This window comes from Pseudomonas corni, assembly GCF_057128765.1.
Genome location: NZ_JBSKHW010000006.1, coordinates 43,880 through 56,573, shown reverse-complemented (window position 1 = coordinate 56,573; position 12,694 = coordinate 43,880). Strand labels below are relative to the sequence as shown.

The 12,694-nt window shown below is 57.8% G+C and carries 10 protein-coding genes and 2 tRNA genes; 2 read left to right on the top strand and 10 right to left on the bottom strand.

The window, feature by feature from the left end; all coding sequences use genetic code 11:
• Window positions 1-34 precede the first annotated feature (34 nt).
• The 7 genes from dnaB to rnr all read right to left on the bottom strand — a co-directional run bounded on the left by dnaB (window position 35) and on the right by rnr (window position 7,343).
• Complete coding sequence (dnaB, locus tag ACWKV9_RS11595) at window positions 35-1,429, bottom strand: replicative DNA helicase (RefSeq protein WP_268799322.1); 1,395 nt, start codon at window positions 1,427-1,429, stop codon at window positions 35-37.
• 149 nt (window positions 1,430-1,578) lie between these two features.
• Entirely contained in the window at window positions 1,579-2,025 is a 447-nt protein-coding gene (gene rplI / locus ACWKV9_RS11590) for a 50S ribosomal protein L9 (RefSeq protein ID WP_331188868.1), read from the bottom strand.
• A 20-nt stretch (window positions 2,026-2,045) separates the two neighbouring features.
• Complete coding sequence (locus ACWKV9_RS11585; protein WP_483836250.1) at window positions 2,046-2,942, bottom strand: YybS family protein; 897 nt, start codon at window positions 2,940-2,942, stop codon at window positions 2,046-2,048.
• A gap of 36 nt (window positions 2,943-2,978) precedes the next feature.
• Window positions 2,979-3,209, bottom strand: a complete 231-nt coding sequence (gene rpsR, locus ACWKV9_RS11580; RefSeq protein ID WP_037015707.1) for a 30S ribosomal protein S18 — start codon at window positions 3,207-3,209, stop codon at window positions 2,979-2,981.
• A gap of 28 nt (window positions 3,210-3,237) precedes the next feature.
• Complete coding sequence (gene rpsF / locus ACWKV9_RS11575) at window positions 3,238-3,663, bottom strand: 30S ribosomal protein S6 (RefSeq protein WP_122851041.1); 426 nt, start codon at window positions 3,661-3,663, stop codon at window positions 3,238-3,240.
• Window positions 3,664-3,951: 288 nt separating this feature from the next.
• The gene (gene rlmB, locus ACWKV9_RS11570) at window positions 3,952-4,713 is read right to left on the bottom strand and encodes a 23S rRNA (guanosine(2251)-2'-O)-methyltransferase RlmB (RefSeq protein WP_483836249.1); all 762 of its coding nucleotides are present in this window, start codon (window positions 4,711-4,713) and stop codon (window positions 3,952-3,954) included.
• Complete coding sequence (gene rnr / locus ACWKV9_RS11565; protein WP_483836248.1) at window positions 4,710-7,343, bottom strand: ribonuclease R; 2,634 nt, start codon at window positions 7,341-7,343, stop codon at window positions 4,710-4,712. The genes rlmB and rnr overlap by 4 nt, the downstream gene beginning before the upstream one ends.
• A gap of 214 nt (window positions 7,344-7,557) precedes the next feature.
• Between rnr and ACWKV9_RS11560 the strand changes: the two genes are divergently transcribed.
• Both ACWKV9_RS11560 and ACWKV9_RS11555 read left to right on the top strand, forming a co-directional pair.
• Window positions 7,558-7,644: transfer RNA gene (locus tag ACWKV9_RS11560), tRNA-Leu, on the top strand.
• A 233-nt stretch (window positions 7,645-7,877) separates the two neighbouring features.
• Window positions 7,878-7,964: transfer RNA gene (locus ACWKV9_RS11555), tRNA-Leu, on the top strand.
• 68 nt (window positions 7,965-8,032) lie between these two features.
• Here ACWKV9_RS11555 and ACWKV9_RS11550 read toward each other — a convergent pair.
• The 3 genes from ACWKV9_RS11550 to ACWKV9_RS11540 form a co-directional block, all read right to left on the bottom strand.
• The gene (locus ACWKV9_RS11550) at window positions 8,033-9,967 is read right to left on the bottom strand and encodes a methyl-accepting chemotaxis protein (protein ID WP_483836247.1); all 1,935 of its coding nucleotides are present in this window, start codon (window positions 9,965-9,967) and stop codon (window positions 8,033-8,035) included.
• A 150-nt stretch (window positions 9,968-10,117) separates the two neighbouring features.
• On the bottom strand, window positions 10,118-11,410 hold the full coding sequence (locus tag ACWKV9_RS11545; RefSeq protein WP_483836246.1) for an adenylosuccinate synthase: 1,293 nt from the start codon (window positions 11,408-11,410) through the stop codon (window positions 10,118-10,120).
• Window positions 11,411-11,464: 54 nt separating this feature from the next.
• A complete protein-coding gene (locus tag ACWKV9_RS11540) occupies window positions 11,465-12,652 on the bottom strand; it encodes an ATP phosphoribosyltransferase regulatory subunit (RefSeq protein WP_483836245.1) in 1,188 nt (395 codons plus the stop codon).
• Window positions 12,653-12,694: the final 42 nt, after the last annotated feature.

Genomic DNA, 12,694 nt, shown 5'->3' with positions numbered 1-12,694 from the left:
GCCAACAAGTTGGCTCCTACAGATACGGGATGGATTACTCGTCGTCGAAGTTGTAACTGCCCGGTGCCAGGTTCTCGAAACGAGTGTACTTGCCGATGAACGCCAGACGCGCCGTGCCGATTGGGCCGTTACGCTGCTTGCCGATGATGATCTCGGCGATGCCTTTGTGCTCGGTCTCCGGGTGATAAACCTCATCCCGGTACACGAACATAATGACGTCCGCATCCTGCTCGATCGCTCCGGATTCCCGAAGGTCGGAGTTGATCGGACGTTTGTTCGGGCGCTGTTCCAGGGAGCGGTTGAGCTGCGACAAGGCGACAACCGGGCAGTTGAATTCCTTGGCGAGCGCTTTCAACGATCGAGAAATTTCGGAAATCTCGTTGGTTCGGTTATCACCACCGGAACCCGGGATCTGCATCAATTGCAGGTAGTCGATCATGATCAGGCCGATTTCGCCATGCTCACGCACAAGACGCCGGGTGCGCGCGCGCATTTCCGAAGGGCTGATCCCCGCCGTGTCATCGATGAACAGCTTTCGGTCATTGAGCAGATTGACCGCCGATGTCAGGCGGGGCCAATCGTCGTCTTCAAGACGGCCCGCACGGACCTTGGTCTGATCGATACGGCCCAACGACGAGAGCATCCGCATGATCAGCGATTCGCCTGGCATCTCCAGCGAGTAAACCAAGACCGCCTTGTCGCTACGCAGGACCGCGTTCTCCACAAGGTTCATGGCAAACGTCGTTTTACCCATCGATGGACGGCCGGCGACGATGATCAGGTCGGACGGCTGCAACCCGCTGGTCATGCCGTCGAGATCGGTGTAGCCGGTAGATAAGCCGGTGATCGCGTTGTCGGTATTGAACAACGTGTCGATACGATCAATGGCCTTTGTCAGCAGGTCATTCACACTGACCGGACCACCTGTCTTGGGCCGTGCTTCGGCAATCTGAAAGATCTGCCGCTCGGCCTCATCAAGGATTTCGGCGCCAGAGCGACCTTCGGGATTAAACGCGCTGTCAGCGATTTCGGCGCTGATGCCGATCAACTGCCGCAGGGTCGCTCGCTCGCGGACGATCTGCGCATAGGCCTTGATGTTGGCGACCGAGGGAATGTTTCTTGCCAGCTCGCTGAGGTAGCCAAGGCCGCCGACCTGCGAGGTCTGACCTTCCTTGTCCAACTGCTCAGCGAGGGTTACGACGTCGATAGGGCTGTTCTGATCAGCCAGCTTAGCGATGGCGCGGAAGATCAAGCGGTGGTCATGTCGATAGAAATCGCCATCCGAGACCTGATCCAACACACGTTCCCAGGCGTTGTTGTCCAGCATCAGACCACCGAGCACGGCTTGTTCGGCCTCGATGGAATGCGGCGGCACCTTCAGGGCAGCGGTTTGTAGGTCGTATTGCTCGGGGGCGGAGATATCGTTCATGGCCACACAGAATCAGGGGTTTGAAATCAGGAGAAGCAGAAAAACAAAAGGCACGACCTGAAGACAGGATCGTGCCCGATGTTAACCGCCTGACGCACAAGTCGCCAGACGCTTGGACTCCCGCACAAAGCGTGCGGGAATCAAACTGCTTAAGCAGCCACCACAACAACGCGGACGGTAGCTTCAACATCGCTGTGCAGGTGCACAGCAACGTCGAATTCGCCGACGTTACGGATAGTGCCGTTCGGCAGACGAACTTCGCTTTTCGCCACTTCAACGCCGGAGGCGGTCAGGGCGTCAGCAATGTCGTGAGTACCGATCGAACCGAACAGCTTGCCTTCGTCACCGGCAGTGGCAGTGATAGTCACTTCCAGCTCAGCCAGTTGGGCAGCGCGCGTTTCGGCAGAAGCTTTCTTGTCAGCAGCGGCTTTTTCAAGCTCTGCGCGACGCTCTTCGAATGCAGCCAGGTTGGCAGCAGTCGCAGCGGTCGCTTTGCCGAAAGGCAGCAGGTAGTTACGGCCGTAACCGGCCTTAACGTTTACTTTATCGCCCAGGTTGCCCAGGTTGGCGATTTTTTCCAGCAGGATCAGTTCCATTTGGTAATAACCTCTTAACTTTAACCTTCACCGTTCGCAGAACCGTTATCGGCATCTTTCGACGCCAACCGGCCGCGAAAATCAATCAGGCTGTCGACGATGGCAAACACCACCAGCAACGGATAGATCAGCTGCATAAACAGCAACAGCGTGACGTACAACCCCACCAGCCAGAACCGGGTCAGTCGCTTTGCAGCAACCATCCCGTGAATCAGGGCCAGGCCCGCAAATACCAGCGGCACGCTGCACAACGGTGTCAACATTGCCAGCTGCGGACCGAAATTCGGCCCCACCAACATGCACACCAACAGCACCAGCATCGGTACCCGCGGGAGCTTCAGGCTACGAAATTCGCGCCCGAAACCGCCTGGGTTGTACAACAACGCCTGCCAGTAACGCCCAAGAAGCAGGCACAACACGCTAACGATTTGCAACAAAGCCGCTATCAGGCCATTCAGGACCGGTGCAATCAGTGCCCCAAGACGCGCTCGCTCATCTACCGACATCTGCTGGTAGACCTCACCGAGGACATGCGGCAGGAGTTTCTGCAACTCCAGCGCCATGGCTTCGATAGGTTCGCGGAAAACCGCACCTAGAATCACTGCGTACAACAATCCCACTGCCACGCTGACCAACAGCACACGAACCCAGGATTCACTGGCACGTAACACTGCAGCCAATCCCAATGAGCCAAGCAACACCATAAGGGTGCGAGGCTCACCGAAATACCACCAGACCAAGGCCGGTAGCAGCGCCCAGGCGAGGACGCCAAAGGCATCACTCAACCCGCGCCGCAGGAGCACAAGGCAACCCGCAGCAGCACTTACCCAGAACAACAGCGGCAACGCCGCACATCCAACCATCACGAGGATGGCTTGCATGCGGCCGCGCATGATGAAGTCAGCCAACGCGCGCATGCGATCTATCCCTTACTGCTTGTCGACTACCTGGTCTCAGCGGCCGTGGCTGTCGGTGTAGGCCAGCAGGGCCAGGAAGCGGGCGCGCTTGATAGCGGTAGCCAGCTGACGCTGATAACGAGCTTTGGTACCAGTAATACGGCTTGGAACGATCTTGCCGGTTTCAGATACGTAAGCTTTCAGAGTGTTGAGATCTTTGTAATCGATCTCCTTCACGTTTTCAGCTGTGAAGCGGCAGAATTTACGACGACGGAAGAAACGTGCCATGTAATAGGCTCCTCAAAAGGTCCGTGGATTACTCGTCAGCGTTATCGCTGTTGTCACTGTTGTCGCCGTCATCGCCATCGGCGCTGTCGGAGTGCTCAGGACGGTCGCGACGCTCACGGCGCTCACTGCGGTTTTCTTCGGCCTTGAGCATTTCGGACTGACCGGTTACGGCTTCGTCGCGACGGATGACAAGGTTACGGATCACAGCGTCGTTGTAACGGAAGTTGTCTTCCAGCTCGGCCAGAGCCTTGCCAGTGCATTCAACGTTCAGCATCACGTAGTGAGCCTTGTGAACATTGTTGATTGCGTAGGCCAGTTGACGACGACCCCAATCTTCCAGACGGTGGATCTTGCCGCCGTCTTCTTCGATCAGCTTGGTATAACGCTCAACCATGCCGCCGACTTGCTCGCTCTGGTCCGGGTGAACCAGAAAGATGATTTCGTAATGACGCATGAATGCTCCTTACGGGTTGTAGCCTGCCGCCATATAGCGGTCAGACAAGGAGTGAATAACACTGGTTTGTCTTGCACAGAGACAGGCACGTGAGCGCCTGCCGTCACAGCAAGGGGCGCAATTGTAGAGAAGGGTCGAGAGGGGCGCAAGGCAATTGGTGATTATTTGAACAATGGCAGCTACAAGCTACAAGCTACAAGCTACAAGCTACAAGCTACAAGCTACAAGCTACAAGCTACAAGCTAAGCATGGGCCGCTTTTAGCTTGAGGCTTGTAGCTTGCCGCTTCTTACTTCCGAGAAGCGGTGGCCTTGACGCTGCGCTGACGCAGAGCTTCAAACAGGCATACACCCGTCGCCACGGACACGTTCAGGCTGCTGACACTTCCCGCCATGGGCAGGCGAACCAGGTAATCACAATGCTCACGGGTCAAGCGACGCATGCCCTTGCCCTCCGCACCCATGATCAGGATCGTCGGACCAGTAAGGTCTTGCTGATACAGCTCAAGCTCGGCTTCGCCAGCGGTCCCCACTACCCACAGGCCACGCTGCTGGAGTTTTTCCAGGGTGCGCGCCAGATTCGTCACGGCAACCAAAGGAATCACTTCCGCTGCGCCACAGGCCACTTTACGCACGGTCGGGGTCAGAGTTGCTGACTTGTCCTTGGGCACGATAACAGCCAGCGCGCCCGCCGCATCTGCAGTGCGCAGGCACGCGCCGAGGTTATGCGGGTCGGTAACACCGTCGAGCACGAGAATCAGTGGCGCGCCTTCGGTGCGATCCAGTAACTCATCGAGCATCGCTTCGCCCCAGACCTGGCTTGGGCTCACTTCCGCGACCACGCCCTGGTGAACGCCCTCAACCCAGACGTCCATCTCACGGCGCTCAGCTTGACCGACAGCAATTTTGCTCTGCGTCGCCAGCTCAACAATTACCTGGACACGCGGATCACTACGACCCTCCGCCAGCCAGACCTGCTTAACCCGCTTGGGGTGGTGACGCAATAACGCTTCTACGGCATGAACGCCGTAGATTTTTTCCAGCTGACTCATGACTTGGCCTTAGGTTTACGCACTCCGCCGCCACTGGCAGCAGGAGCGGAGCCCGATTTCGACGGGCCTTTACGGTGCTTGCTCGATTTGCCGGATGGCGCGGAATCCGCGCCAGCCTTACTCGACTTTCCCGACGGTGCCTTGCTACCGCCCTTCGCGTCTGCCAGCAGAGCTTTTTTCAGCTCCCGGCTTTTGCGAACTTCTGCGTTTTTCGCCGCAGCATCGCTCGGCCGATAGGCCTCGGTTGCAGCAGGCGCCTTGGCCTTGGCAGGGGAACTGCGGCGACCGGATTTATTAGACGCTGCAGGCTTTTCCTTCTCGGCAGGAGCAGCGGTCGGCTCGGACGTACGACGCTTGCGGCCGATCGGCGCGCTAGTGGTCTTTTCCGACATTTCGAAGTCAATCTTGCGCTCGTCGAGGTCAACACGCATGACGCGCACCTCCACGGTGTCGCCCAGACGGAAGCTGCGACCAGTGCGCTCCCCAGCCAAACGATGATGGACCGGATCGAAGTGGTAGTAATCGCCCGGCAGCGCAGTTACGTGGACCAGACCTTCGACGAAGATATCAGTCAGCTCAACGAACAGACCAAAGCCGGTAACAGCCGTGATCACGCCCGGGAACGACTCACCCACGCGGTCCTTCATGTACTCGCACTTCAACCAATTGACCACGTCACGCGTGGCTTCGTCTGCACGACGCTCACTCATCGAGCACTGCTCACCCAACTGCTCAAGCGCAGCTTCATCGTACGGATAAATGCGCGCTTTCGGGATCACAGTTGCGCCAGCACGACGAACATGCGGCGTGTCTTGCTTGGAGCGAATGACACTGCGGATCGCGCGATGCGTAAGCAAGTCAGGGTAACGACGGATTGGCGAGGTGAAGTGGGTATACGCCTCGTAATTCAAACCGAAGTGGCCGTGATTGTCGGAACTGTAAACCGCCTGACTCAGAGAGCGCAGCATCACGGTCTGGATCAGATGGAAGTCCGGGCGATCCTTGATGGTCTCAAGTAACGCCTGATAATCCTTCGGCGACGGGCCGTCTTTGCCTTTGTGCAGGGACAAGCCCAACTCACCCAGGAACGCGCGCAGTTTTTCCAGACGCTCTGGCGGCGGACCATCGTGAACGCGATACAGGGCCGGAATCTCGTGCTTCTTGAGGAATTCCGCCGTGGCAACGTTCGCCGCCAGCATGCATTCCTCGATCAGCTTGTGAGCGTCGTTACGCGTCGTCGGTCGAATCTCAGCAATCTTGCGCTCGGTACCGAAGATGATCCGGGTTTCCTGCGTTTCGAAATCGATTGCACCACGAGTATGACGCGCCCCGAGCAGCACTTTGTACAACGCGTAAAGCTGCTTGAGGTCAGGCACGACATCGCCGTACTCGCCACGAAGCTGTTTGGCCTCAGCGGTTTTCGAATGCTCAAGAATCGTGCTGACCTTGTTGTAGGTCAGGCGTGCGTGGGAATGAATCACCGCTTCGTAGAACACGTAGTCGGTCATCTCGCCGGTTTTGGAGATGGTCATCTCGCAAACCATAGCCAAGCGATCGACATGCGGATTTAGCGAGCACAGGCCGTTGGACAACTGCTCCGGCAGCATCGGTACGACGCGCTCAGGGAAATACACCGAGTTGCCACGGACTTGCGATTCAGCGTCCAGCGCCGAGCCAAGTTTCACGTAGCTGGAGACGTCGGCGATGGCGACGTAGAGCTTCCAGCCACCCGAGAACAAGCGCAGTTTGCCGGGCTTGGCTTCGCAGTAAACGGCATCATCAAAGTCCCGAGCATCTTCACCGTCGATGGTCACGAACGGCAGATGGCGCAGGTCGACACGGTTCTCTTTGTCTTTGTCTTCAACTTCCGGCTTGAGCTTGGCCGCTTCTTTGAGCACAGCTTCAGGCCAAACGTGCGGAATGTCGTAGGTGCGCAGCGCGACATCGATTTCCATGCCGGGCGCCATATAGTTGCCCACTACTTCAACCACATCACCCTGCGGCTGGAAGCGCGGGGTCGGCCAGTGAGTAATCTTCACTTCCACGAACTGACCGATCTTGGCGCTGTTGTTGCGACCCGGTGTCACCAGCACTTCCTGCTGGATCTTTGGATTGTCCGGAATCACAAAGCCAATGCCGGCTTCTTCGAAATAGCGGCCAACGATGGTTTCGTGCGCACGGGAGATCACTTCAACGACCACACCTTCGCGGCGGCCACGGCGGTCGAGGCCGGAGACGCGGGCCAAGGCACGATCGCCGTCGAACACCAGACGCATTTGAGCCGGACTCATGAACAAGTCATCGGAGCCGTCGTCGGGGATCAGGAAACCGAAGCCATCACGGTGACCACTGATGCGGCCCAGGATCAGGTCGAGCTTGTCGACCGGCGCGTAGGTTCCGCGGCGGGTATAGATCAGTTGAGCATCGCGCTCCATCGCGCGAAGGCGACGACGCAAGGCCTCAAACTGATCTTCAGTCGTCAAGCCGAACTCTTCGACCAACTGCTCGCGACTCGCCGGCGAACCGCGGTCGGAAAGATGCTGGAGAATCAGCTCACGGCTGGGAATAGGGTTTTCGTATTTTTCCGCTTCACGAGCGGCCTCGGGATCGAGGGACTGCCAATCGGCCATTAGAATGAGTTCACCTTATCTGTATGCATTTAGTTTGGCATATACCCGATTGAAACGCGAAGACACCATTTGCTGGGTGTTCTCGCTATTTCAAAAAATATTTCACAGCGGGGGTTTACAGTATCCGATCTCCTCCGTAAGATGCGCCCCACAACGACGGCAGTGCCACGTTGTAGTTGAAGTCAACCGTTTTTTCGATTGAAATCAACGACTTGCCCAGATGGTGAAATTGGTAGACACGCCAGCTTCAGGTGCTGGTGACCGCAAGGTCGTGGAAGTTCGAGTCTTCTTCTGGGCACCAATTAAACGAAACCGAGCTTAGGCTCGGTTTTGTGCTTTCTGGCATTTGAAAATAACACTCAAATGGATCGGATTACACTGAGCGTAGATCAATCTTGAGCCTGTGCAGCTCCCTGCTATTGTCCTGCCGCACATGTTCTCTCCTGCAGATGGCATCAAGACTGCGCCATCTTGCTCGCCAAATACCAAATTCCTGTTGCAATCACTCCATAAATCTAATTAAATCAGCGCATTGCCCAGATGGTGAAATTGGTAGACACGCCAGCTTCAGGTGCTGGTGACCGCAAGGTCGTGGAAGTTCGAGTCTTCTTCTGGGCACCAAACAAACAAAACCGAGCCTAGTGCTCGGTTTTGTGCGTTATGGGGATAGCAAATCCCCACAACGATCATCAAGCCCTGAATTGCCCAAGGCTGGCCTTGAGCTGCGCAGCCAGCTTATCCAGCGCTTTACCGCTCGCAGTTGTTTCGATGACCGCCTGCGCCGCACGCTCGGCCTGGGCGTGGATAACCTCAACGCGCCCCCTTACCTTGTGTGCGCCCTCGGCCTGATGCGCAGCCGCTTGCGTCGCCAATCCAATCGCTGCGTGGACTTGCTCGACCGATACCTGCACTGATTGCTGAAGTCGTGCGCTGTCACGCAGTACAGCCAGACCTTCCTTGGCCTGACGCCCTGCCAGCCCGATTGCCGCGACAGCTTCCTTCGCACCGGATTGCAGCGCTCCGATATGCGCTTGAATATCACCCGTCGAACTTTGCGTCTTACTCGCAAGCGCTCGTACCTCATCGGCGACAACCGCGAAACCGCGACCGGTCTCACCCGCCCGTGCGGCCTCGATCGCCGCATTCAGCGCAAGGAGATTGGTCTGTTCAGCGATACCGTGAATCACCTCTAGCACCACCTCAATCTGCTCGCTCTGCTGGGCAAGACGCTCAATGACCTTGGAGCCGGTTTCAACCTGGCCGGCCAGCGCTTCGATGAGATTGCCCACCTGATTGGAGGTGCGCGTGGTTTCGTCGGTTGCCTGACGAATATCTACCACCTGCTTGAGCGCGGCCTGCATCGCATGGCTTTCCGACTGTGCTTCGTCTGCCATTTGCGCCAGCGCGTTGAGACTTGCAGCCACTTCATCACGCTGCAACTCGGCCGCGGCACTGGCGCCGGCATTACGCTTGCTTAACGCGCCGATTTCCACACCGGTCTGCTGGGCCACGTCGCCAGCTTCACGAACAATAGGCTGCAGCTTGTCGACGAAGCGGTTGACGGCTGCAGCCATATCGCCGATCTCATCATTGCTGTTGAGCTTCACACGCTTGGTCAAATCCCCCTCGCCTGCTGCCAGATCATTCAGCGCGCCGATGAGCAAGTGAAGCTTGGTGACCACGCGACGCCCTAATACAACGGCCAGCACCAACAACACACCTAAGCCTATTAGCCCCAAGCCTAGACCTATTCTCCAGCGCAAAGTCTGAGCGGCTTCTTGAACGGTTGCCGTGGTATTGCTCGACATCGCTGAAGCAGCGGTTTGCGCCGATTGCAGACGCGTACGCAGTGCAGCGGAGCTTTCAGCTGCGGCACCTGCGAGGCTCTCACTGACCATTTGCTCGCCGTTACCGATCAGCGCTGTAAATCGCTTGTCCAGTGCTGCCAGGTTTTCTTCGACTGTGACCGTCGACACGCCCATGCGCACTTTGCCAATTTCTACGCCATTGGGGCTGATCGAAGCTTCGACGTAATACACCGACGGGTCGCTCTTCGCGGCATTCAGGACCTTGTCCATGGCCCGATCACCCTCGCCTTTAGCCAGCAGGGTTTTGATCGACTCATTGTCCCGATTCAAATAACGGGTCAGATGCTCACCTTGGGCATCGTCGTACACGACGAACAGCACGTTGGGATTGCGCTGCGCTCGGCGTGCGAATTCGGAAAGTGTCGGGGTGTCGCCATCCCACATGGCGCGAGGTGCGACGGCCGCGAGCAGCTCAGCCATGTCTGTGGCTGAGTCGTGAAGATCTTTCTCCAAAGTCGCACGTAGCTGCTTCTGCTCATCCTTTAGTCGGGCAGACAGACCAACGCTGAGGCGCTGACGGGTGTTTTGCGAAAGACTGTCGAGACTGGCCGTTACGTCGCGACTGGCCTGCTCAAGTTCAGATGACAAGTGTTGCGAATCTACACCCAGCCGCACAGCGAGATCGGCCTCCAGTGCTGTGACAGTGCTCCGGGTCAGGGCGACGGCCACCAGCACTTGCACCAAAAGAGCAATGCCAAGAGCAATGAATACGGGCCGCAGCAAGCGGCTGCGCAAAAGCGATAGGACGGCTGACACGGGCAATTCCCCCACAACAAACGCCATTAAAATGATGGCATCTTTTCTGGCGGTTTCTACAGCAAGTGCCGTGCCGTTGCGGGCAACAAAATTTTCCAGACAAAACAAAGGGCCGCATAAGCGACCCTTTGTTTGTATTTCAACGACTTATCAAGCGAACGGATGACGCAGAACGATTGTTTCGTTGCGATCGGGCCCCGTCGAAATAATGTCGATAGGCGCGCCGACCAACTCTTCGATACGCTTGATGTAAGCACGCGCGTTCGCTGGCAGTTCTTCCAGGGTTTTGGCGCCGAGAGTGGACTCGGACCAGCCCGGAATTTGCTCGTACACCGGCTCAAGGCCGATGTAGCTGTCAGCGTCGGTCGGGGCGTCGATTACGGCGCCGTTTTCGTTCTTGTAACCCACACAGATATTGATGGTTTCAAGACCGTCGAGCACGTCCAGCTTCGTCAGGCAAATGCCCGAGATGCTGTTGATTTCGATGGCGCGACGCAGGATCACGGCATCGAACCAGCCGCAACGACGGGCACGGCCAGTAGTAGCGCCGAACTCGTGGCCACGCTTGGCGAGAAATGCACCGATGTCGTCGAACAGCTCAGTTGGGAAAGGACCTGAACCGACGCGCGTGGTGTAAGCCTTGGTGATGCCCAGGATGTAATCCAGGTACATCGGCCCCATGCCCGAACCGGTAGCGATACCGCCAGCCGTGGTGTTGGAGCTGGTCACGTACGGGTAGGTGCCGTGGTCGATGTCCAGCAACGAACCTTGAGCGCCTTCGAACATGATGTCTTTGCCAGCGCGGCGCATGTCATGCAGCGCAGCAGTCACGTCCAGCATCATTGGCTTGAGCAGCTCGGCGTATTCCATGCACTCGTCGAGTGTCTTCTGGAAATCGATTGCAGGCTCTTTGTAGTAATTGACCAGCACGAAGTTGTGGTAATCCAGCAACTCGCCGAGCTTGGCCGCGAAGCGCTCACGGTGGAACAGATCGCCAATGCGCAAACCGCGACGCGCAACCTTGTCTTCGTAGGCCGGGCCGATGCCGCGACCGGTCGTACCGATCTTGTGCTCGCCACGGGCCTTTTCACGGGCCTGGTCCAGCGCGACGTGGTAGGACAGGATCAGCGGGCAGGAAGGGCTGATGCGCAGACGCTCGCGCACCGGAATGCCTTTTTCTTCCAGCTTGGTGATTTCACGCATCAGTGCATCGGGCGCAACTACCACACCGTTACCGATCAGGCACTGAACGCCTTCGCGCAGAACACCAGACGGAATCAGGTGCAGAACGGTTTTTTCGCCGTCGATTACCAGGGTGTGACCAGCGTTGTGGCCGCCTTGATAGCGCACTACCGCGGTAGCGTGTTCGGTCAGCAGATCAACGATCTTGCCTTTGCCCTCATCACCCCATTGGGTGCCCAGGACTACGACATTCTTACCCATTTCACTTGTCCTCATTCACGCAAACTTGGTGCCGGCGGCGGCCGGCAGGGAAACTCAAGAGGCCAGCGGCATTACCTGCCAGTGCTCGCCATGCTGAATCAATTGCCGGTCGCAGTCAGCCTCGCGCGCTGCCGAGGCCTGCTGGCCTGGCAACGCCTGAACCACGCGCTGACCTTCGCTGCGTAGCTGGCAGACGGTCTGCCACAGCGCTGTGTCAGTGTTGTCGGGCATCCAGATACCGCCAGACGGTAGCTCGATCTGTGCCTGCCCTAACGTGACCAGTGTTTTCAAATCGGTAGAGAAGCCCGTTGCCGGACGCGCTCTGCCGAAGTCTGCACCGATGTCGTCGTAACGACCGCCCTGGGCGATCGACTGACCAACACTCGGCACGAATACCGCAAACACCACACCTGTATGGTAGTGGTAACCGCGCAACTCACCGAGATCGAAGTACAACGGCATATCCGGGAAGCGCGCCGACAACCGCTCAGCGATCTCCTGGAGGTCGTCCAGCGCCTCAATGACCGGTGCTGGCGCTTTAGCCAGGCGGTCACGGGCGGCGGCCAGCACATCACGTCCGCCACACAGATCGACCAACGCACGCAGCATGGTGGCCAGATCGTCAGGCAGATTGGCGGTCAGGGCGATCACTTCATCGATCGCTTTGCGCTGCAGCGCATCGAACAGCTGTTGCTCAACCTCACCTGACAGACCGGCCGCACGGGCCAGACCGCGGTAAATGCCGACATGCCCCAGATCCATATGAATGTCAGGCACATCAGCCAGCTTCAACATGGCCAACATCAGACTGATGACTTCGACATCGCTGGTCGGACTGGCATCACCGTACAACTCCGCACCCAACTGGATCGGGCTGCGCGAGGAAGACAATGCACGCGGCTGGGCATGCAGCACGCTGCCGGCGTAGCACAGACGGCTTGGGCCTTCGCGACGCAAGGTGTGGGCATCGATGCGGGCGACCTGCGGCGTGATATCCGCCCGGAAACCCATCTGCCGACCTGACATCGGATCGACGACTTTGAAGGTGCGCAGATCCAGATCCGAACCAGCGCCCGTGAGCAGTGATTCGAGGTATTCGATATGCGGGGTGACGACGAACTCATAGCCCCAGCTTTGAAACAGATCCAACACCTGACGACGCGCTACTTCTATGCGCGCAGCTTCCGGCGGCAGTACTTCTTCGATGCCATCCGGCAGCAGCCAGCGGTCAACCGTTGCCATTACGCCTTTCCCCTATGATCCGGGCGGCCACAACCCGTGGGC